Annotated in this window: 21 protein-coding genes; 15 read left to right on the forward strand and 6 right to left on the reverse strand. The window is 62.1% G+C overall.

Annotated features, from left to right (window positions below):
• Positions 1 to 244 precede the first annotated feature (244 nt).
• Positions 245 to 1015: a hypothetical protein gene (locus P5205_11615; protein ID HSA11006.1), complete on the forward strand. Its 771-nt coding sequence runs from the start codon at positions 245 to 247 to the stop codon at positions 1013 to 1015.
• Positions 1016 to 1441: 426 nt separating this feature from the next.
• Here P5205_11615 and P5205_11620 read toward each other — a convergent pair whose 3' ends face one another.
• The 5 genes from P5205_11620 to P5205_11640 are packed head-to-tail and all read right to left on the reverse strand — an operon-like array spanning position 1442 to position 6867.
• Positions 1442 to 2566, reverse strand: a complete 1125-nt coding sequence (locus P5205_11620; protein ID HSA11007.1) for a phospho-N-acetylmuramoyl-pentapeptide-transferase — start codon at positions 2564 to 2566, stop codon at positions 1442 to 1444.
• 12 nt (positions 2567 to 2578) lie between these two features.
• Positions 2579 to 3853: a putative peptidoglycan glycosyltransferase FtsW gene (locus tag P5205_11625; protein ID HSA11008.1), complete on the reverse strand. Its 1275-nt coding sequence runs from the start codon at positions 3851 to 3853 to the stop codon at positions 2579 to 2581.
• Positions 3850 to 5814, reverse strand: a complete 1965-nt coding sequence (locus P5205_11630) for a penicillin-binding protein 2 (protein HSA11009.1) — start codon at positions 5812 to 5814, stop codon at positions 3850 to 3852. The genes P5205_11625 and P5205_11630 overlap by 4 nt, the downstream gene beginning before the upstream one ends.
• Positions 5815 to 5827: 13 nt before the next feature.
• Entirely contained in the window at positions 5828 to 6418 is a 591-nt protein-coding gene (locus P5205_11635; GenBank protein ID HSA11010.1) for a hypothetical protein, read from the reverse strand.
• Positions 6415 to 6867, reverse strand: coding sequence for a hypothetical protein (locus tag P5205_11640; GenBank protein ID HSA11011.1), 453 nt, complete (start codon positions 6865 to 6867; stop codon positions 6415 to 6417). The genes P5205_11635 and P5205_11640 overlap by 4 nt, the downstream gene beginning before the upstream one ends.
• 389 nt (positions 6868 to 7256) lie before the next feature.
• On the opposite strand from P5205_11640, the gene P5205_11645 reads away from it, so the two are divergent.
• Together P5205_11645 and P5205_11650 are read left to right on the forward strand one after the other, a co-directional pair.
• Positions 7257 to 7712: a hypothetical protein gene (locus P5205_11645; protein HSA11012.1), complete on the forward strand. Its 456-nt coding sequence runs from the start codon at positions 7257 to 7259 to the stop codon at positions 7710 to 7712.
• A gap of 34 nt (positions 7713 to 7746) precedes the next feature.
• Positions 7747 to 8586 (forward strand): PEP-CTERM sorting domain-containing protein, encoded by an 840-nt coding sequence (locus tag P5205_11650; protein HSA11013.1) that lies wholly within the window; start codon positions 7747 to 7749, stop codon positions 8584 to 8586.
• Between the two features lie 231 nt (positions 8587 to 8817).
• Here P5205_11650 and P5205_11655 read toward each other — a convergent pair whose 3' ends face one another.
• Positions 8818 to 9609, reverse strand: coding sequence for a hypothetical protein (locus tag P5205_11655; GenBank protein ID HSA11014.1), 792 nt, complete (start codon positions 9607 to 9609; stop codon positions 8818 to 8820).
• A gap of 484 nt (positions 9610 to 10093) precedes the next feature.
• On the opposite strand from P5205_11655, the gene P5205_11660 reads away from it, so the two are divergent.
• The 12 genes from P5205_11660 (at position 10094) to P5205_11715 (ending at position 21416) form a co-directional block, all read left to right on the forward strand.
• A complete protein-coding gene (locus tag P5205_11660; protein ID HSA11015.1) occupies positions 10094 to 10720 on the forward strand; it encodes a hypothetical protein in 627 nt (208 codons plus the stop codon).
• Positions 10707 to 11951 carry a ThiF family adenylyltransferase gene (locus P5205_11665; GenBank protein ID HSA11016.1) on the forward strand — a complete coding sequence of 415 codons (1245 nt, stop codon included), beginning with the start codon at positions 10707 to 10709 and terminating at the stop codon, positions 11949 to 11951. Before P5205_11660 ends, P5205_11665 begins: the two co-directional genes overlap by 14 nt.
• Entirely contained in the window at positions 11948 to 12586 is a 639-nt protein-coding gene (locus tag P5205_11670; protein HSA11017.1) for a hypothetical protein, read from the forward strand. The genes P5205_11665 and P5205_11670 overlap by 4 nt, the downstream gene beginning before the upstream one ends.
• Positions 12583 to 13377, forward strand: a complete 795-nt coding sequence (locus P5205_11675) for a hypothetical protein (protein ID HSA11018.1) — start codon at positions 12583 to 12585, stop codon at positions 13375 to 13377. Before P5205_11670 ends, P5205_11675 begins: the two co-directional genes overlap by 4 nt.
• Positions 13378 to 13403: 26 nt before the next feature.
• Positions 13404 to 13718, forward strand: coding sequence for a hypothetical protein (locus P5205_11680; protein ID HSA11019.1), 315 nt, complete (start codon positions 13404 to 13406; stop codon positions 13716 to 13718).
• 353 nt (positions 13719 to 14071) lie between these two features.
• Entirely contained in the window at positions 14072 to 15238 is a 1167-nt protein-coding gene (locus P5205_11685) for a hypothetical protein (GenBank protein HSA11020.1), read from the forward strand.
• Positions 15235 to 16986, forward strand: coding sequence for an ATP-binding protein (locus tag P5205_11690; protein HSA11021.1), 1752 nt, complete (start codon positions 15235 to 15237; stop codon positions 16984 to 16986). The genes P5205_11685 and P5205_11690 overlap by 4 nt, the downstream gene beginning before the upstream one ends.
• A 15-nt stretch (positions 16987 to 17001) precedes the next feature.
• A complete protein-coding gene (locus P5205_11695; protein ID HSA11022.1) occupies positions 17002 to 17298 on the forward strand; it encodes a hypothetical protein in 297 nt (98 codons plus the stop codon).
• A gap of 6 nt (positions 17299 to 17304) precedes the next feature.
• Positions 17305 to 18207 (forward strand): hypothetical protein, encoded by a 903-nt coding sequence (locus P5205_11700; protein ID HSA11023.1) that lies wholly within the window; start codon positions 17305 to 17307, stop codon positions 18205 to 18207.
• A 12-nt stretch (positions 18208 to 18219) separates the two neighbouring features.
• A complete protein-coding gene (locus tag P5205_11705; GenBank protein HSA11024.1) occupies positions 18220 to 19086 on the forward strand; it encodes a Mov34/MPN/PAD-1 family protein in 867 nt (288 codons plus the stop codon).
• A 3-nt stretch (positions 19087 to 19089) separates the two neighbouring features.
• Complete coding sequence (locus P5205_11710) at positions 19090 to 19932, forward strand: ThiF family adenylyltransferase (GenBank protein HSA11025.1); 843 nt, start codon at positions 19090 to 19092, stop codon at positions 19930 to 19932.
• Between the two features lie 131 nt (positions 19933 to 20063).
• The gene (locus P5205_11715; protein ID HSA11026.1) at positions 20064 to 21416 is read left to right on the forward strand and encodes a hypothetical protein; all 1353 of its coding nucleotides are present in this window, start codon (positions 20064 to 20066) and stop codon (positions 21414 to 21416) included.
• Positions 21417 to 21815: the final 399 nt, after the last annotated feature.

The raw sequence follows: 21815 nt of genomic DNA on the forward strand, positions 1-21815 counted from the left end.
ACTACCAAGCTCAGCACCAGCCCGATCTACACCCTGAGCGTAGTGAGCGAGGGTTTGTTGGAGCACACAGTTTGGAAGGCGCGCTCGGTACGGCCGAGTAACTAACGATTCGCCAGCGGGGGTCCTCGGAAATCGAGCGAAGAACCTGAAACAATAGGGTTGACGGGATTAGTGCGGCTGTGGTAAAAACGGCCAGATTAAACCTGTGAGGACCGGTTCAGCGTGTGCCGGTCGGGACATTTTTATGAAACGTATCGCCAGCATTACGCTCAGTGTAGTCTTTTTGGCTGCGGGCTATGTCATCGGGAAGGATGCGCCCAATGCCAATCCCTATGCCAAAGTTCTCTCCGTAACGCCGGCTGCGGAGTTACCCGCGAAGGCGGCAGACCTGGTCCGGCAAGCCAAGTCGGCCAACCGCGAAGCCACGACCATCACGGTAGTGAAGAGCGCCGTGGGCATGAACCCGGCGGCGGCGCCGGCCATCGTGGGCGCGGTGGCCCGGGCGGTGCCGCCAATGGCGCCTGTGGCCGCGGGAGCGGCGGCGGCGGAGCAGCCGAAGCAGGCGCGCGCCATCGCGAAGGCTGCGGCAGCCGCTGCGCCATCGCAGGCAGGCGAGATCGTGGTAGCGGTATGCCGGGCGGTGCCGAAGGATTTTCAGGGCATCGCGGTGGCGGTGTCGCAAATGGTGCCTGGAGCGGGCAAGGAAATTGTGGAGGCGGTTCAGACAGTGCGGCCGGATTTGAAGCCATCACTTGAGCGGGCGGTGGCTGGATATGGAGGGAAAGTGGTGTCAGTGGGAGATACGCTCTCGCAGGCGGCGCTAATTGCCCAGTCCCAGAGCGGGTCTGTGGGAGTGATCCAGCCCGAGACGACGACTTTGGCTCGTAGTCCGCTGCTGGGCCGCGGGCCGGGGGTTGGTCCGCCCTATATGCCCCTGACCGTGGCGCCGACCAATGTGACGTCGGGCACTTCGGGAGAGGTTCCGGAAGGCGGGCGCAATTACGCCAAGCCGTAAGGCTTTTTCGGCAATTGATTCGGGAGAATTGACGGGGCTGTCCGGGTTTGCTCCAGCCCCATTCCTACTAAGCCTGATGCTCTTCCTACCGCTTCCTCCTTCGAATTCAGGGTGATTCTATGCTCAAGGTCTATGGATCGATAGGCGTTGGGACGCAAGGAACAGCCAATACAGGTTAAGAAGCACTGAAACACACGACGCGGGAATCCAAGTTTCATAGCGTGATGGTGCCGATGCGTCGGAAGAAGTTATTGAAAGGGCCAATACGGAAGGAGTTAGATCCGGTGCGGCGAGAGTTGGCGGGGTAGGCGGAGGGACAAGCGGCAAAGGGGCGCTACGGGCAGTCGCGTGTGCATGCCGGTGTGGACACTGGAGGCATGGTTGCATCTATCGCACTTGCGTCTGAAGCCAGCGCGGCGGATGCGTCTATCGGACTTTGAACAGGAGGACGATGAGCAACGGAGTGAGAAATGCCTGCAACAGGAGGAAACGCATGAGCACCTGGGCATTGGACCAGCCAAGGTTCTTGCGGCAATGGTCGTGAAGGGGGAAGCGGACTTTGTGGAGCAAAGGTGCCACCCCGACCAGTCGTTTGCCCTTTGCGCCAGCCGCGCTGTCTGCCGGGCCAGGTGAGGTATCGAACCCGAGGCGCCGAAAAGTCCGCAACAGGGCCAGTTTGGCGAGGCCCGTGCCGCCATTCAACAGGACGACTGGCGCTACGACCAGAACCAGAAAGGGATTGCCCGAAGCGAGCACAGCGATGCCCAGCAGCAATCCGAGGTATCGCGAACCGGCATCGCCCATGAGCATTCGGCTGGGCTCAGCGTTGTGCCAGAGATACCCTGCCAACGCGCCGGCGGCCGAGAAGATTAGCACCGCCCAGGCGGCGCCTTCGGGGTTATGCGGCAGAAGCAGGTAGGCGGATATCTTCTTGTGGCCAATGACGCCGTACAATAGAGCGCCCAAAGAAAAGAGCGACAACAAGGTCAGAGAGCCGGCCAATCCATCCACGCCGTCAGAGCAATTGGTGGCGTTCATTGTGATCCAAAGCAGCGCAGTGCCAAGAAGCACAAAGCCAACGGGTGTCAGGATGTAGCTGCCCTTAACAAACGGCAGCCAGATGGTCATAGGTTGTCCCTGGCAAAGAACAAAGGAGGCCAGGGCCGCGACACCCAGATCCAGCAGGCCTTTGCGGACTTCACCCCACGGCAATGCGCTGCGGTCATCGAGGAATCCTGTTAGCATCGCGAGCGCCAGGCAGTCGTTCACCTGTAGCATTTTCCCCGAAAGAGGCACCACCAGGAACAGCACCGGGATAAGTGAGAGCACCATGATAAAGCCGGCGCCGGTAGGTTTGCCGACGGCCACAGTGCTGTTTGGCGTGAACGCGCGACCGCGATCCAACGGCAAGCTGCCGCGCCATCGCCAAAGCGCCAGCCACGAAAGCCACGCGGCCAGAATCGCGCCAATCCCGATCAAGACCAGGTGCGAGCCCAGCAGCCGAATGGGCCCCCAGCACTCGGTAAGCAATGGGGCGAAGAAATAGAGCATTCGACAGTATTATCAACTATAGGAACGACGAGGAGCTTTTTGATAGGCGTGCAACGGAAGCGCGGGAAAATCGGACCTGCGGTGAGACCTTATCCAGCGTGCAATCCTCTGGCGGAGGCCACCGCGGCATTGCCCGGCAGAGCGGTCCAGGAGGCTGCCGACTGGGCCCCCCACCTTTGCCCTGGTGCAAGCGGCAACCAAGCCCGCGACCTTCTCATTCGCACGCATCGGTCCGTGTCTGGCAACACTGATCAGCAGACCTAGCGCGGTCAGCATGCAGACCAGGTTCGAACCCCCATAGCTGACGAAGGGCAGGGCGATGCCTTTGTTGGGGAGGCTGCTGGTCACGACCCCGAAGTTGATAAAGGCCTGGAGGCCAATGAGAATGGTGATGCCGAAGGCCAGCAGTTGACCAAACGGGTCCGCGACCTTCCAGGCGATGCGGGTGCCGTAGAGCAACAGAATCACAAACAGCAGCAGTACCAGGGCCGTGCCAAGAAACCCCAACTCCTCGCCGATCAATGACAGCACAAAGTCTGTCTGCTGCTCGGGCACGAAGCCGTTCTTGTGGCTCCCCGCGCCAAGGAAGGTGCCGCACCAGCCGCCGCTGCCGAGCGCCAGCAGGGAGTGCCAGCCTTGCCAGCCAACGCCGTCCCTGTATTTCTCCGGGTCGAGGAAGGCCAGGAGCCGATCCATCCGGAGTTGGTTCCGCAGCAGGAGCCAGACAGACAGCTCGCCTCCGATGATCGCCGTGGACAAGAGATAGCCCCAATGGCTGCCGCCAACGGCAAGCATGGCAAGAGCCACCGCTGCCAGCAAAGCCGTTGTGCCCCAGTCCGGCTCGAAAAAGACCAACAGCCCAACAATGCTCGCCATAAGCCCGGGAAAGAGGAAGCCGGCGGTTCGCTCGTGCATCCGAGCCTGGTGGGTGGCGCAGTGATCGGCCAGGAAGATAATCAGAGCGAGCTTGGCAAACTCGGATGGCTGGCCAAAAGGCAACCAGCGGAAGGCGCCGTTCCTGGCCACGCCGATGCCTGGCACGAGCGTGGCGGCCAGTAGAATGCAGGCCAGACCCAGCAGCCATTTCGGCGCATGAAATCGCCGGAGCAGCGGGTAAGGGACCAGCGCAGCGACCGTGCAACAGACAGCACCGACGGCCAGCCAGCACAAGTGCAGGTACAAGCGAGTGAGCCGTGGTTGCCAGGTCGTCGAGCTGTAGAGGGCCAGTGTCCCTAAAAGCAGCAGGATGCCGACCACCAGGAGCAGAATGGCGGTGAGCCTTTTCACCGTCTGGAAGCACTGGCAAGTGCCTTGCTCGTGCGCGGTGCCGCGCCCGACCTCTGGGTTGTGGCGGCACGAGCCGTTGAGGCTTTGGCGGGTGTTGACCGGGCCAGCGCCTTGCCGGGCAGCGCACGCACGACCTTATCCGCCGGGATCTCCAGGCAGGCGGCGACTTGTTCGGCGATGGAGCGGAACACCGGCGCCACCACAGTCCCGGCGTAGTAGCCGTTTTGGGGCTCATCCAAAGCTATCGAAATGACGACGCGTGGGGTATCGGCGGGGAGACAGCCGATCATCGAGGAATAGTAGCGCCCGGCCACGTAACCGTTCGTATTAGACTTTTGGGCGGTGCCGGTCTTCACGCCGGAGGTGTATCTGTCCAGGGCAGCCAGCGCGCCGGTGCCTTCGGGTGAGACGACAGCTTTCAAGGCTTGCCTGACTTGTTGCGCGGTTCGAGGACTTACGACCGCGCGCACCAATTGCGGCTGGAATTGCCGGAGGAGCTGCCCTTGGGGCGATTCGATCCGGCTGACCACATAGGGCCGCATCAGGCGACCCTCGTTGGCGATCGCGCACATGGCGGTTGCCATCTGCAATTGGGACATGCTCATTCCCTGGCCGAACGCGGCGCGGGTCAGGGTCATCGTGTCCCAGGTGTGCGGCGGGTCAATCCGACCTGGCGTTTCGGCGGCAAAAGCAATGCCGGTGCGCTGGGCCAAACCGAAATTGGTCAGGCAGCCATAGACCCGCTCCGGCCCCAGCGCCAGGGCGATCTTTGCGAAAGCAATGTTGGACGACTTAATGAAGGCCTCCAGCAGCGTCAACAGCCCATGCGGCGCATGGTCGCGCACCACCACCTTGTTGACCACGAAGCGGCCCTGTTCGCAATGAATCCTGCTCTCTAGCGTCATCAGTCCCTGATCGAGCGCTCCCGCCAGGAGAATGAACTTCAGGGTGGACCCAGGTTCGACCATATCGGTGAAAACCGTGTTCCGCCAGGTTTCCGGGTCTGAGTCGCCCGGATTCTCCGGCGCAAATCCCGGGCAAGAGGCCAATGCGAGGATTTCACAAGTCGTGGGGTTCATGACGATGGCTGAGGCGCCGCGGGCGCGGTACCTGACCCGGGCATCTGCGAGCGCCTGCTCGACGATTTGCTGCAGGCGCAGGTCAATCGTCAGGACCACATGGTTGCCATCGGCCGGCAACTCGGAGCGCGTCCGATGCGCAGGCAGTTCATTTCCGACAACGTCCTGCTGGGAGAGGCACAGGCCATTCTTCCCAGCCAGGAACTGATTGCATCCGCGTTCTATTCCGCGGACGCCTGTCAGCCCGGCGCGGGTTGTGTCCAGCGAAACGAAGCCCAGCACCTGGCAAAGGCTCTCCCCACAGGGGTAAACCCGTCGCTGCTCGTCCCGGGCAAAGAGAAGTTGCCGGCGCAGTTTCCGAAGTGCCACCGGCTCGCCTGCGCTGAGCTTGGCTTCGCTGAAACCGTAAGTCTCCCGTTTCAGCGCCGTGGTGATGGATCGCCATTCCCCGACCGGGACATTGCGTCGGAGGAGCAGGGCCTTCTGCTGTTCAACGTTGCTGCGGCTGGCGCGTTCCCAGCAAGCGCGCACGCGATTGGTAAGTTCTTCAGCCGGGATTCGCAGCAATGGTTCGAGGGACTCCGCTACCTGGTCCAGCCGGTTGGAGCAAAGCCCCGGAGTCACGTAGATCGCCTTGACGGGAGTGGAAAGCGCCACAGTAATTCCGTTTCGGTCCCGAATTTCGCCCCGTCGGGCCTCAAGCGTCCGGGCGGTTTGGGAGAATTGCCGCGCCTTGGCCAGGAACTCGGGGTGCCGCCTGATCTGGATCTCAAACAGCCGGCCGAAGATCAAGAAGAAGCCCGCCAGCACACCGATGATGATCGCCCCCAGGCGCCGGTATTGCAGGGGCCTGAACTCCGTGGCGTCGCGGGGACTTGGCATAACCCTGAAACAATCAGCCACCCGTGCCCCCACGGCGCGTGTGCGTCCTGGCGTCCGCCACCTGTGGGCGCCGGCTCGGCGCAGCGGCCCTGGCCGATACCGGCTTGGTGTCCCGGCCACGGGCCGACTCCCCAGCCTTGCCAGTCACTGTCCGTTGAGCTGAATCGGCCCGCCCCAAACCAGCCGTCGGCTGCAAGACCCCCAGTGCCAACCATCGGGCCTTCTCGCATTCCAACGACCGGCAGGCCTGTGTGACCGCAGTAAGTTCAGTCTCCTTCTGACGCAATTGTCGGCCGAGGTTGTGCTTCTCCCGAGTATACGTAATGTGCTGCGCACCGAATACACCAGCGAGGACCGTCAGCACGAACAGGATGACGAGCGATTTTAACACGCACGCCTCCACCCTGCCTGCCCACCCTGCCGGCTGCGACCGCACATCCTCCACGGCACCAGCCTCAAGCGCGGGACGGACCGGGGCAAGGTCCACCGGCGCGGCCGAGACCAGATAGGGCAGGCGTCCCGATTCCGCGAGTCGAAACGGGTTGCCCCCTCGCAAAAAGCAGAACGCCCCCGGGCCGACAGAAAGCAGGCAAGCCAGCTTCATATGTTGATGGCCTTTAGCGCCTCAGCGATCTGCAGGGCGTCGGGGTTTGCCAGCGTGGCGGCGTAGCGGGCAGGGCTCCAGATCTCGAACTTGTTCATCCGCCCGACCAGCAGTGCCTCGCTTTCGATCCCCAGCCCCCGGGCGGCCTCCTCCGGCAACGGCAGCCGGCCGTAACTGTCCAGCGATCTGGCAAACGTGCTCGAGCCGAGCAGCCGCTCGACCGTGGCGACCTGCTCGTCAGTCAATGAAAGCCCCTCAAGGTTCCTCAGCAAAACCTCCCAGCGGGAAGGTGGCAGCACCAGCAAATACTGGCTCCTGGCCAGCGGCCATACCAACACCATGAGGTCCCGGGAAGAACCGGACGGCCGCCACTCGACTGGCAGGATGACGCGCCCATGGTCAACACCGCGAAGATGCTGCCCAAGGTACAAACAGGACCCGTTATTCACAGTCGCTGATTTGCCTGTTGCCGGTCGCATTATGGTCTCCAAAACTCACCAAGTAACACCATTATTCACCAATTATCCCCAAACCGGCAATGCAAACATGCTCACACCTTATTCACAATGTTATTCACAACCGCGCGGCCTCGGAACGCCCGGCGCCCCTTCGAGGCTCATTGGCCGTGGCAAGGGTCGCACACCCGGATGAACATGATCAATCCCACCGGCGCGGCCGACGGCCAGTCGAACCCGAGACACACCGTATCCACACCGTATCCACACCGGATACACACCGTAGGTTCACTCTGATAACCCACTGGCGTCTCGGAAGATACGCAAGTTCCCCTCCCCAGGCAGCCTCGAAATCAGCATAAGTAACTGCTCCACCAAGACTTATGACGCTTTCGGGAGCCAGCCAGCGACTTCCAGACCCAGTGGTCGCGCAGGAGCATCCGCGTCGCAACAGCTATCTGCTGCAGCGGAAGAAGGACAGGGTCATTCTGATTACCAACGGACATTTTGCCGGCTGCCCGGATCACGCATGGTTGCCCCGCCTGGAATTGCTGACGCGCACCCTCGACGCCGTAGAGGAATGTTTCCGTCGCGGCGAGGATTTCGACATCACAGTGGACGACGGCCGGCCGATCAACGGCCACTGGCGCGTAGTGAAACCGAGCGAGAAGGAGTGGATTTCGCACAAAGGCACAGTCGTTGGTAGATGCCGCTGGCACCAAACACGCCTGTGTTACGCGGGCGCGCCCCGACGCTCTCCGGACCGGGCGTCAACACTGGCATCGGCAGTTTTGCCGATACCCGCCCTGTGCGATTCTGCTACACTGAGCCAGTTCTAATGCAAATGGCTTAAGCACTATCTACTGGCTAACTATGAAGCGAATCATCTCCCTCCTTGCAGTGCTAACCCTTGTTGGCGCCACGGTGGCCATCGGTCAAATCAACTACAGTGGTGGAACCTACTCTGAGAATTTTGACACCATCTTAAACACTGATGGAAACGGAACCACCATGTCCGGCGTGGGAAGTGTTGGCGCACAGGATGCCATTCCCACACTCACCACCTGGCGAGCCGCCAGGGTGGGTGGTACAGGCACGGGCACCTTTGCCCTGTTCGCTGATTGGGGCGGTTCAGGGACCGGGAGATTATATTCGTACGGGACCACCGCCGGCTCGCCTATTTACTACGAACGAGCGTTGGGCAGCGTTGGGTCTGGCACCACTATACCTGGGTTTGGCACCTATTTCATCAATGCCTCGGCGGAAACCTACGCGTCCCTTACCTTCAATTTCGACCGTGAAGTGTGGCGCAACCAAAGTGCCGCTGCGGATCAAAGCCTGACCTTCTCTTATGGGCTTCTGTCCGGGGGCGGTGGAATTACAGCCGATAACTTTCTCACCAGTGCTGGCATGACCGCTTATCCCGCCCTCAATGCGACTTCTCCGGCCGCCCTTGGAGGCGTAGCTTCTGCCGGCCGCGATGGGAATGCCGAGCCCTACAAAGCCCATGTGTCAGCAACTATCACTGGCATAAGTTGGGCCCCCGGCGACACGCTGTTCATCCGGTGGAGCGATGCGGACGACACGGGCACCGATGCCGGCATATCGATTGATAACCTGACTTTGGTCGCGGTCGTCCCCGAGCCTTCCTGCGGCCTCTTGCTTGGTTTGGGGGTTGCCGCCCTGGCTCTCCTGCGCCGCAACAGCCGCTAACTTCCCGCGTTCACGTCGCCGGCAAGGGGCAGCCTCCATCGAAATGCCGGACGTTTAGGGCGAGCGCTCGCAAACTCAACGGTGTGCGAGCCGTCAACTGACTCGGCACACCGGCTGGGGCTGGCCGGCGAAAGTCTGCACCATCAGCCGGTCTTGCGGGAGACGCGTGCGTCCAGAGGCAATTCCCGCAGCGTGAAAGGACCGACGAGCGGTAACGCCAGCCTGGCGAGGCTAGGTGAGCAGCCGGACCTCAATGAAGGACTCGTCATCAAAAACCTCCGGGGTCACCGGTCGTGCGGGAATCGGCTTCTTGAAGATGATCTCGGCCATGACGAAGCCGGGCTTGGCCAGCCACTCGGGGTGGGCGCATCGGACGAATCGGTTCCAGATGAGCGTGCCGTAACCATCCATGCCGAAGCAGGCCAAAAAATCACAACCCAGGCCAGGCACGCGGTTGACGCGCAGAAAGAAGGCGATTGTGGACTTGCGCTTCGGGTCCGCCTTGACCGCCTCGACCCCAACGTGGTGTATCTGAATCTCCGCGCAGCAGTACTCGTAAACCTCGATGTCCTCCCAGAACTCCGGGTCTTTCACCCGGAGGCGGCTAGCCCCGTAGGGCGACAGGATTATGCGTTTGCGTGTGCAGTACTTGAAGTAGCGCCCGAGGGCTTTGAAGAGCGCGGCCTCCAGCTCCGTCTTGGCCGCGCGGATGATCTTCCGGCGCCGCCGCATGGTGCCGCCCGAATCGTCCAGCGGGGGGCGGGTGGGCAAGATTAGCAGATCGGTGGGCTGCAATGGTGGAAAAGCCGACAGCGGCCGCTCGTCGTTCGGGTATAGGTAAATGGTGGTGCCAAACTCGTAGCCCAGTCGGGGCAGCGGCGTGGTCAGCTCGCAAAACGCGATGCCATCCCGCCCCTTGAACAGCTTGGCATCCTCGTCGGCGGGAGCGTTAGAGTAGGTGAGTCGGAGGAAGCGACCGATGTGATCCGCCATCCCACCCTGGGTTGGAAGGGGCACTTGCATGCGCCCAGGTTACCCGCGGAGGTGGGCACCCGTCACGTACTTTCGCAGATAAATGATCCGGAAAGCAAATTCGCGCCCAACTTTTCGCGGCGAAACTCCAATTCAAGCCGAACCGCCGGGTTCCAGCGAAAGACATTTCGAAACAAGGAGACGCGCGAAAACGCGGCGTCGTATCATGGGCGGCACGCTGAATGAACGCGCAGTCGAAGAAATTCCAACCGCCGACGCGGTGCCTCGTTGGGTGTGCCCGAGGGGAGTTTCAGGAGACATTCCTTCGCGCGCGGAGGAGCGCGGTGCAGAAACTGCCGTGCCTGCCGGCGAAAATGCGCGCACACGCGCGGGTGGGGAAAAGGATGTTGCGCGTCATGGTCACGCGCTCCCTGTGCGGTAAAATTCACTCGCAACTTGAGCGGTGCCGCGGCCAGGCCGCAGCAACCGCAGAACAGATGCAGCGGCGGCGAGTCCGCCAACGACGAACACGATTATGACAAATGAGTCGCAGCAAGTCCAGTTGATAGTGGAGGAGGTCGGCTCCCAGCTGGCGCGGGGCGGGGCAGGCTGTGCACCCGAGCGTGGTACGCCTGTGCCGGGGGCGCTCGCGCTTCCGCCAGGCCTGGCCTGGCTCCAGTCGGGCGCCGGGGGCATCCCCCGGATTTCCACTTCGCCGCCAGGCGACGCGGAGAATGCGGTGCTCATCGAGCAGGTCGCTCAGGGGTGGCAGACCCGGCTGTTGCTGGTCGCCGCGAGATCCGGCCGCGTCCACGTCAACGGCCTGCCCGCGCCGCGGTTCAGCCTGCTCAAGGAGCGGGATACGTTGCGGCTGGATGGGGATAGCCTGGTCCATGTGACGGTCTTCAACCGGCCGGTGATCGGTCCCGCCCCTGCCGCATCGCTCGGCTCGGAGTGTCCCGTCTGCCGGGTGCGCTTCGCCGCATCCATCCGGTGCTATATCTGTGCCTGCGGCAACCCGACGCACTTTGAAGAAGGTGGCGACGACTGTCTGCAGTGCGCGCTGTTGCGGGTCCGGTCCGGGTGCCCCTACTGCGGGCGTCCGATGGTGCTCGAGCCCGGCTACACCTACTTGCCGGAAGGACTCCATGAATCGCTTTAATCAATTTCGGGAGTGCCTGCTGGGCGGTCGGCGCGGCCTGGCGCGCCTGGCGCCTCTGGCCGCTCGGCTGCCGGCGTTTGTCGGCGGTCGCGGCGACGCGGTGGACATCCTGCGCGGCTTGCGCGTGGCGGTGGTGGGGCTGGGGAGCGTCGGCATGCGGATTGCCGAACACTTCGCGCGCCTGCAGGTGGCGGAGCTGTGGCTGGTGGATCCGCGGCGCTGCAAGCCGGAGAGCATGCTGACTCATCCCATCACCCGGCTCATGGACCTGCCCAAGGCCACTTTTGCAGCCCGGCTCTGCAAGAGAATCAGCCCCCGGACACGGGTCTTCGCGTTTGTCGGCCTGGTCCAGGACCTCTGGCTGGATGCCTTTGCCGATGCGCATCTCTGTGTCATGGCCACCGACAACCTGGCGGCCGAAGTCGAATTCGGCCGTCGCTGCCTGTCCCTGGGAAAACGCCTGGTGCACGCCGCTTTGCACGGCGACACCCTGACTGTTCAAGTCCGCGTCTATGACAACGCGGACGGTCAGGGTCCCTGCCCGGCGTGCTCCTTTGGCGCAACGGAATGGCAATTACTGGCCGAGCAGGTGCAGTTCAGCTGTGACGGCAGCGCATCGGCCAGCCCCGCGCCGCGTATTTCCGCTCCCCCCACAATCAGCACAAGCAGCTTGTGCTCGCAGGCTTCGGACCTCGCGCTTAACCAATCGCTCCGTCTGGCGCTCGGGCTCGGCGAGGCGGTCGGGGACACCATAGTGGAATATTGCGGCTTCACTAATCGCATGCTGACTTCGCGCCTGGTGCGCAATCCCGATTGTCGCGGCGAACATGTCCGCTTCGCTCTGGTCCGGGCGCGCGCGCCGTTGCGCAGCTACTCTTTTGCCCGGCTGGCGAGTGAATTCCTGGCGCCCCCAGGCGACCGCTCGGCAACGCTGACGGTGGGTGGCGTGGACTGGATCGAGCGCGGGCTTTGCGGCTGCGCTGAGCCTCCTCCCGTCCAGCGCTTCGTGTCGGCCGGCCGCGGCACGGCGGGGCGTTGTGGGCGCTGTCGGACGCTTATTCACACTCAGCCGTTCACTTCGCACCAAACCATACCGGCCTCAATGCTCGGCCCCGTTGCCGCCGTTCCGCTCGGATTGCTGGGCGTGCGCAAGAGTCCGTTCGTCCTCCTGCGCGGCGCTGACGCGGCCGTTCTTGTCCAAGACCCCCGCCGGGTTTTGCCCCTGCCATGAAAGCCAAATCCTCTCCCGCAAGCATCACCCTCGATCCGGCCTCGCTCGCGCAGGTGCAGCTTGGGGCCCGCCACACGGCCATGCTCGATGCTGCCCGGTTGGAATGTGGTGGCAATGCCCCCTGGCGTCATCGCAAGCAGGCAGAGGCGCTTGAGCTGTGCCGGCTGGCTGAGGCCAGCGGGCGCATGGTCATTGGTCAGATTGATCTCCGCGTGGAAATCCGCGTGGACCTGCTGCTGCAAGTGACCGTGGCCTGCCTGCCAAATCCCTCCGAGCCACCGGTGGTGGCGGAGGCTGCGCGCCTGGGGGTGACCTACCGAGAGGAGGCCGTCGTGCTCCCGCAGCCCGGTTTCTCCTTCGTGCAGATCCTGGCGCCGCAGCAGGTGTGGAGTCCCAGCGTGAGCTCGGGACTGGTCCAGGCATTGTGCCTGGGCACCAAGCTGCCCGCCGGCATCCCGCTGCGGGAGATCATCCTGATGACCTACGGTGCGCTGACGATGATGAGTACCCAGATGGATCCCGCCAATTCGGCGGGCGTCCTAAACGTAGCAGCCGCGGAATGGTTCCAGCGAAACCCGTCCTGGATTCCCTTGTCAAACGCCCCATTTCTCAAACCTGCCGAGGCATCCGTATGAACTTCGCCGCTACCCCAACGCTGCAACGCGCCCCAAAACGGTGGGCCCAGGCCCTCGTCAAACTCGGCTTCTCTCCCGCCGGCGGCGTATGGCGCCGAAAGGAGATGCTCGCTCGCATTGAGCCAGATTGGCTGATTCTGGAGACGGCGCACCTTTCCTGCAAGGCACGCCAAAGCAATCCCGCCCCCGGGCACCGCGGCCTTTGGAAGCGAGTCGCCTGCAAACACGACCAGATGCTGGCGTTCGAGATTCCCGCCGCCCTTATAGCCGATGGCGCTGAGCCAGACGAAACTATGGACGCTGGCGAAGACCTGGCGGGGGCGCTCGTCGAATGGGCCCTGGCCAGCGCCAACGGCAATATCCCGAGGGGGTGGCAGCCTCCAGGCGCCGAGCTTATATCCGCCTGGCTCCCGCCGGGGGCCTTGACGGTCCAGGCAGGCGGCCTGGTCCGCCAGGGCGAGTCGTTGCTGGGGCCCGACCGTTGGGCTCTGCGCTTCCCTATTCTGCCATCCGTTCCAGCGGAACTTCCGCCAGACCGGCGGCGTGCCCTCGACCTGCTGGCGGCCGATGCGCAAAGCCAGTGCCGCATGATTCGCGTCGGATGGATGGAGCATCCCGACGGCGTGGCCCTGACGGCTGCGGTCGATTTTACCGGGGCGCCTCACGCGGAGTACTTATTTTTGACCGGCTTGGAAGGGCTGACGCAGGCCGTCGCCCGGCTCGTCGAAACGGCAAACCTCCTCGCAGACGCGACGGTGACGTTGCGGGCGCTGGAGGTTTGCCGCGTCTGAAACCACAAAAATAGAAAGGAATAACGATGATCGACACCACTGAACCGTTGGCGGTTGCGCCGCGTCGGCGCGATGGCCCCTTCCGATTCCACGCCCGTGACGTGACCGGAAGCTATAGGATGGAAATCACGGATGTTCAGCGCGGCACGCCTTCCGGCGCCGTTGCGCAGTCGCTGGCATTCCGCATGGATCTGCCGACGAATGTGCCATGGTCTCTGCGCAATGACCGGACCGGCGTGTGGCTGCGCGACGATGTCGCCCTCGACGAACAGGTCAAGGACGACGCGGAAGCCCAGTTGACGCTCACTCCCAAGACGCATTTGGGGGGCCACAGGGGCTGAGGGAAACAAAGGGGACCAGGCGGGGCGGCCTCACCGACGGGCCGCTCCCGCCTCGGTCTCCCTCCCCAACATCGTGAATCACCACATTTGGCCAAGGGTAGTCGGCCGCGGCGGCCACACGACGTGCCCGCGCGTGTCGTTGGTGACTTGCCATGTCGCCTGGCGCGCCGCTTTCGTGGCCTCGCGTTTGCATACCGGCCCGGCCGCGCCGGGCCACTCCGGTCGGAAGCCCGATTGGCTGGCGCGTATGGCTCAGCGTCACGGGTGGTTCCGGGTCCTGCTGCACTTGGCTGCGCTTGCCCGCACGAGGCGCAACTTCCGGTGGCACTTGAAATGCATCTGGCGCGAAATTCATGAATCCCCCACCACAAAGTAGTTTTTGCCAGCTCTGCATGCCGCACCAGCTCGAAGTCCTGGTGCGCGCGGAGGCGTCAGGCCCGCCGCTTGCGCGCGAACCCGTGCGAGTGGCGGACGTGTCCGAGGCTGTGAGTGAGGTCTGGCGCGACCAGTGCTTGCGGCGCGGCCACCCTGATCAGCCCTTGGCGAATCTTCCGGTCGTCCTGCTGCCGACCTTTTCCACCGCCGATGAGCGTGGGCGATGCAGCGGGTTTGAGCTCGAGGTGCACTTGCCCAATGGAAATGTAGGACGCCAGAAATTCGGCCTGAAATCCCTGCGCCCGGTTGCCGTCCGCGCGGCGGAGAGATTGTTGCGGGCCGGGATCCTCGGTGAGGGCACGCACTACTACTACGAACTGGCGGTCGTGAAAGACCAGACACCTGCGGCCTCGCCCCCCGCCCACGCTCCCGCGTTTTCGCTGAAGGCAAGCACCCCGCCGCCTGCTTTCCTGCGGACGCCACTCCGGCCCTTGTTGCGGGCCGCGAAGGTGGTGGGCACGCTGGACGACGAGGATTTTCCGGTGTTCTTCACCGCCACCGCCCTAGCCAAAGCGGAGTCGTGCTCCCGCCAAGGCGCACTAGCAGTTCCCCCAGTCGAATCCGGCGGAGTGCTGGTCGGCTCGCTGGCCTCCTGTGAAATTACCCGGGAGTTCTTTGCGCTTGTCACCGATATCCTCGAGGTCGTCGAGGCCGAGCAGGAAGCGTTTAGTCTTGCCTACTCGGGGCCGAGTTGGACCCGCATCCAGGCGGTCATGAAGGCCCGGCAGTCAGCTCACCCGGACCAGGCGATCAGGCTGCTCGGCCAATGCCACGGGCACAACTTCCTGCCCGCTGACGGCAACCGCTGTGATCAATGCGACAAACGGCCAAACTGCGGATTGTCAAGTGTGTTTGTGTCCGCAGACGACCAAAATTGGATGCGCGCCGTATTCGCCCGGCAACCCTGGGCGCTCTGTCTGATCTTCGGCCTGAATGCCCGCAAGGAGCCCGTCCAGCAGCTGTACGCCCTCAAAGACGGTCAATGGCAGGCCCGTGGCTATTTTGTGCTGCCTGATGCTGAACGACCGGCAGTTACCCAAGGCACTGCTCCAACAATTGAAACCCAATCAAAGAACGCGCTATGAACCCACACCTGAATCCCCTGCTGGTCATGCTCGCCGATCAGTCTGTTCCGCTGCCTCACCGCGTCCTGATGCTGCGGGAATTGCTCCAGAATACGACGCCGGAGACCGAGCCGCTGATTGGGGCGCTCTTTGAGACGCTCACAGCGAAATCCAGCGACGCCGTATACAAGGACAAAGTCCGCAAGCTCGATGCCCAGCTCAAGGAAATCCGTGAAGGTCCAATGCGCCGCGCCACCTTCATTGAGTTGGCGAAAATCAACGGTGATGCCGTGTCGCAGGCGCTGGTTGCCCTTGACGATGGCACACTGGCCTACGCCGTGGTGGTGGATGAAGAGCCGCTCAAGAAGCTCCGTCGGGGTGACCCGGTCATACTCGACGGCAAGGCCCGGGTGCTGGTGGACCGGGCGCCCGGCGCCGTCGGCGTGGGGGATGAGGCGCGCCTGGAGCGCAAAATAGATGACCAGCGCATCGAAGTTACCTCGCGTGGCGAGGAGCGCCTGGTGGTGTGGGCTGCCGCCGGCTTGATCGACGATGTTGACGCGGGCAAGGTCACTCCCGGCTCAGCCATCGTGCTCGGCTCGCGGCAAACGATCGGCCTCGCCGCGCTTCCAAACCAGGATCGTCTGGCTAACTTCCGTTTCCTCGACAAAGGACCCGTGCCGGACGTCCTCGTCGAGCGCGACATTGGTTGCCCGCCCAAAGTCATTCGCGAGGTGGCGGAGCACATCCGCCAGGAAATGACCCAGCCGGAATTGCGCCGCCGCTTCCGCCTGCGCCCGTGCCTCATGAAGCTCCTCTGCGGCGTCAGCGGTTCAGGCAAGACCCTTGCAGTGCAGGCCATCCATCGGCTGATGTACGAGACTATGAGCGATGTGACCGGCGTGCCCATCGGGCAGCTTCCCTCGCGCGTCTTCCATCTTCGCCAGAGCCAGGTGCTCAGCAAGTGGCTGGGCGAATCGGACAAGAACGTGGACTGCCTATTCAATGAAATCGAGCAGTTGGCGGACCAGGACTACACGGCGCCCGACGGCAGGCGGTTTCATCTGCCCGTGCTGGTGATCATCGAAGAGGCGGACGGTATGAGCCGGGCTCGCGGCCAGGATGCCATCTACGACCGTATTTTGACTACGTTCCTCCAGCGGCTCGATCCGGCGCGAGCCAGATTGCGTGACCGGCTGGTTGTCTTCCTTGCGACCACCAACGAACCTCACATTGTGGATCCCGCTTTCCTGCGTCGTATAGGCGGCTCCATCGAGAAGTTCGGCCGCCTTAACCGGCAGTCATTTCGTGCGGTTCTTCACAAACTGATGTGCGGACTGCCGGCTGCCGCCAACAATGGCTCCACCCAGCAGGAGATCTTGCAGAAACACATCACCGATTTGACGGCCTGGCTCTTCGGGCCCAATGCCGATCCGGGCGTGGTGGAACTCACCTACGCAGGCTCCACCACGCCAGTCATCAAACACCGCCGTGATTTTCTCACGGGTGCATTGATAGACCGCGCCGTGCAGGAAGCGGCTACGGAGGCTTGGCGATCCGCACAGGAGGATCCTACCTCCGCGGGGCTCACGCTGGCCCATCTCATGCGCGCGCTCAATAACCAGGTGCTGAGCGTGGTGGGCCAGCTCTGCGAGCAGAATGTCGGCAGCTATACCGATCTGCCTGACGGTGTGCGCGTGGCTTCGCTTCGCCGCATCCCGCAGCCGACCCATTTGCCTATCGAGTTCATCCGCAATCCAAACCTCTAGCAAAACACTAATCTTATGACTGAACGTATTCGACCTCATGCAGAACGTGGCGGCGCCCCGGGCGGCGGGGCGGGCTTGTTTGACGACAATCAACCCTCAACCCAATTGGTGTCCGTCTCAAGCGGCCCATACTTGGAACAGCTGCCGGTGGGCAATATGTCGGTTGGCGAGGTGCGTCGCCGATTCGCTGACCGGTTCGACATCGATCCGAACGCGCAGGCCGTTCTTGACGGCCAACCAGTGGACGATCAGACGCGCATTGGGGCCGGGCAAGCGCTTATGTTCACCCGTCGTGCCGGTGAGAAGGGCTAAGATCCCATGGACACCCTGCAGCTTGAAATGGCCTTGCTCCGGTTGAGGCGCGCGTCGGAAGCCACGGTGGGCAATGCCCAGTTGGTGATTCAGGATACGAAGGCCATCGCCACATCTCCCGAGGGCGCCTCTGCCTCCATGCCCTTGGAACTACTGCTGGGCAAGGTCGCCGCCGGACAAATGAGCACAGGGCCGGCAATCCTGCCGGACGGCATTAAGGCCATAGTATCGCAGGGCCCAATTATCATATGGGCGTGGGAACACCCGCCCCGGGTCTACCAGTTTGAGTGGATTGCCAACGACTCCCCCAGAGCATTCGGCCAGGGCACCAAATACCGCAAAGTGCGGCTGGCCCTGCCTTACGTAATTGTGCTGGCAGTGTTTCTGCGGAGCGATGGCGGGCTGGTTGACCTGCTTCCCAAAAACGAGTGCTTCTTCCGATCAGCACCACTCAAGCGGTTCGAGGACGAGCTGTGTTACCCCGCTCTATTGAACTGCTCAAAATTCAAGCCTCCCGAGGGCCAGCCGCTCTCTTGGATTTGCACGCAGCACCTCCGGCCCACGCCGAAAATGCACAGCAGCAATCCGGGCGAGCGCTTCCTGGCGGGCTTTGAGGCGCTGCGGCACTGCCTGCTCGAAACCGCCTTCAATTATTCTAGTGAACACCACGAGGGGACGAGTTGGTTCAGTGAATCCCGCAAGGTGGACCCACGTCTCAAAACTGTTGAAGCCTGGGAACAGGCCACCGGCAAAGATCCACTGTTCGTGCTTGAAGTGCCCTGGCTGAAGACTGGCCACACGCTGCGTCAGGTGATCGACCGCATCTTCACCAACCTTCATGCGGGCAAACACCGCATCCAATCTGCCGCCGGCATGGCGCGCATGATCTTCAACCATGCTCAATCTTAAAACATCCTCTGTATGAACAGCCCCAACAGCGATCTCCTGACGCCGATCTACCTCAAGACGGACGAGGTGATGGAATGGCCCCAGGACAAAACTTTCTACCTGCTCTCGCGCGACGGGCTATTCCTTTGCCGCAATCACCAGTTCTTCTCGAGCTGCGTGCCGGCGGATCGTTGGCCTAGCGAGCTGGCGGGTCACCGCCAATTCCTCCAATTCGATTACCCGCGTCTGTCGCAGCGCCTGGTCGAGCAAGTCGTCGGCTTCTTCGATATCATTGGCGAGCGCTATGGTTCTGAGGCCGCCGTGTTGTTGGCTTGGAATCGGGACACCAATCAAGTCGAAGTAGTGGTGCCTGATCAAATCGCGACGGTCAGCTCCTCCTATTACGGAAAACCGTATGGCATTGACCTCCACTACGACGTGCCGACCCTTCCTTCGCACCTGTTGCTTATCGGGGACATCCATAGCCACGTGGACGCTCCGGCCTATGCTTCCTGGACTGACAAGGTCGATGAGGCATATCGCCCCGGACTACACTTGGTGGTAGGGCGAATTCTCGATGAGCCGCCGGAGTTTTACTGTGCCGTGGTTGCTGACGGCACTCGTTTCCGGGTGAAGGACTTGGCTTTGGTGATGGAGGGGTACCGCCGAAGACGCCGGGAAGAAGTGCCTCCTGAGTGGATTGCCAGCGTCACCGTAGAACAATGGTCGAGCAAGAGTTATCAAATCAGCCACTCCTCGAGCAGCCTCCGCACTACGCCGCTGCTGGGGAGCGGCTCCGGATGGGACGAAAGTGTCGCCGTGCACCGCGTCAACGCCTTGTCGCCCCCGTTCCCGCCGAACAATCCAACCGGGAAGGGCTCCGCCGCTTCCACAAAATAACCAATGAACAACCACTGCCTCCGCAACCGAATTCTCTGTCCGCGATTGCCCTCGCACCGTGCCGTGAAACTCATCGGCTTGGGAGGTGTCGGCAGCATTGTCGCCCGCTACGGCGCTGTGTTTCTCGCCTCCCTGGACCAGGAAGCCCGGCTCGTGCTGGTTGATGGTGACACGTTCGAGTACTCCAATGCCAGCCGGATGCTCTTCTCCACCTTCGGCAATAAAGCCACGGTGCTGCGCAACGAATTGCTCCCCCGATTCTCTGATTCCACCCTTTCCATTCTGGCGGTTGAGGAATACGCCACCTTGGACAACGTCGCCCGGATTGTCCAGCCTGGCGACATCTGCCTGCTGTGTGTGGACAATCATGCCACCCGCAAGCTCCTGCACGATCATTGCTCGCAGCTCGCTGAAGTATGCCTCATCTCTGGCGGCAACGATGGCGTCGGCAAAGATTCGAGCGGGGCGGTCCGCCGCGGCACCTACGGCAATGTCCAGATTCACGTTCGGCGCAGGGGCAAGAATCTAACCTCCTCACTTATAGAAAATCATCCGGAAATTGCCAGCCCTGCCGACAGCCTGCCGAGCGACCGTAGCTGCACCGAACTGGTCACCTCAACCCCCCAAATCCTCTTCGCAAACCTGGCCGTAGCCTCGGCCATGCTTAACACTCTCTTTCTCCACCTCTCTGGAGCGCTGCACTACGGTGAACTCAGCTTTGATATCGCTGATGGCCTCATGCGGCCGGTAATGCCCGTATACCAGCCCCGTAAGCCCGCTCCGCCAGTGGCAAGAACCCGCTCCCGCGGGACTCTCGTTCGCAGAATCCGGACTTCAAGATCATGAGTGCCTGACAGTGTATGAAGACAATCATAAAGCAGCACACACCGCATACACAGGCGATTATTAAGGCGATCTTTCGTGGGCGGCCCGGAACTCGTCCCCCGCCAGTGTCGGACCACCCTCACCTGAAAAGTTTGAAGCCATACCAGCGGTATTTAACCGCCAGGTTCGCGACCGTGGTCGCCAAATCGTCGTTCGATTACATCAGTAAAGCTCCCGGCACTTGGTTGATCGTAGGGGACCGTCGCAGCGAAATCGCGGCGGACATCCAGTTGATTATGGAGCGCTACGGCATTGGTATCGGGGTGCTCGTCCTCCACCTGCAGCAAATCAATGCCGGTCATATTCCAACTCGCATCACCGTCAACGGCCGAGTTCAGAACCTCGCGCAACCCACCCGCTGTCTCAACGGAGCAGAAGGCGAACGCGTTCTGTCTATCCCCATCCGGCGCTACCGCTCGGACTTCGGCCGCCTGGCTCGGCTCAACGTTGCCAAACCCCGTTCCCTTTGGGAGGCCAGCCGGATCGTCACGCACGAGCGTGACTGCAACCCCTGCTTCTATTGTTCCTGCCCGGAGACCAACCCCGCGGAAGTGATCGTTGACCTGGAAGGCCCCCGGCACGGCCTGTCCCGCCACTACAGTTTCGGCTTCACCTTCGCCCCATTTGGCAATCCGCTCTCCGTCGTGCACTTCCTGGTATGGGACCGCGCCCGGCGACCGCTAAATATGAACCGCGTCCCCATGACCGTCTCTGACCTAGTCAAGCTCACTCGCGAGATCAATCTGTCCATTCGCACATTCTTCGCCGAAACCAGCATCTGTCAGTTTCCGGTGATAGACGGAATTTCCAATGGCTGGGCGGGCAATACTATCTATCATCAGCACTTCCAATTCTTCCAGCCGGAACACTCCGTCCCCTTGGCCCGGGGGCGCCCCCTCGGCCGGAAAGCAGTCATTTGCCGCGACGACGTGACGGTGCACCGACTCTGCTGGCCCGCCCCAGTTTACCGCGTTCGTGCCGACGATGCTTTGAATACCGGCCTCGTGGGCAATGACCTGGCCGGCATCTGGCGCCTCCTGGGCGGCTCGCGCAAAGTGCCCTACAAACCGTTCGCGGACGGGTACACTCCCACCCAAGGCGAGAAAGTGCATGCGCACACGCAGAACCTCTATGTACCCGGTTGCCACCTCGGTGACACCGCATACCTCATGCTGCGCGACCGCGAACGGATCAACTTCCGGCCCGGTGCGGAGAACTACGTTAACCGGGCGAGAGCCTTCCGGGCCCAACGCAAGGATAACATCGGTGTGCTGGAAGCCACCGGTACCCTTATTGTGGATGACGCGGCCAGCTTCCAGGAAATGAAGCAATGGACTCCAACTGACATCTCGCGCCAAATGCGCATGATGGCGGCAGCCATTGCCCCGGAGGAGCGCAAAGTGGCCGAGTTTGAAAACACCATCCGCGACTTGTTCCCTCCCTAGAGGGACCCATGGGAATTGGCAACACTCGGCGTTTTAAGCCGCCCTCAACTGTGTCGTCGGCGTTATTCGCAGACAGGAAACCAACTGTCTCATCTCCACTGCCATCGGCTACGTCAACGCCCCCATAACTGACCTTAACGCGTGGTGGATTCATTTTCATCACGGCACCAACATTGGTGGTCTGTTCCCCGCTCATTACCCCGACTCGATGCCCCTGGGCCGCTTGCAGGCGTAACTACAGCTCCTCCGCAGCAAGCTAGCTTGTGATGGACTGCGATAGGAGGGAGAAGGGGTGGGCAGTAATCGGCGTAAGCCCCCCAGAACAAGCTTCTCCCGCTGCCTTCAATTGGTTGCGGGGGCTGGATTTGAACCAGCGACCTTCAGGTTATGAGCCTGACG

This window comes from Candidatus Paceibacterota bacterium, assembly GCA_035452965.1.
Classification (GTDB): domain Bacteria; phylum Verrucomicrobiota; class Verrucomicrobiia; order Limisphaerales; family UBA8199; genus UBA8199.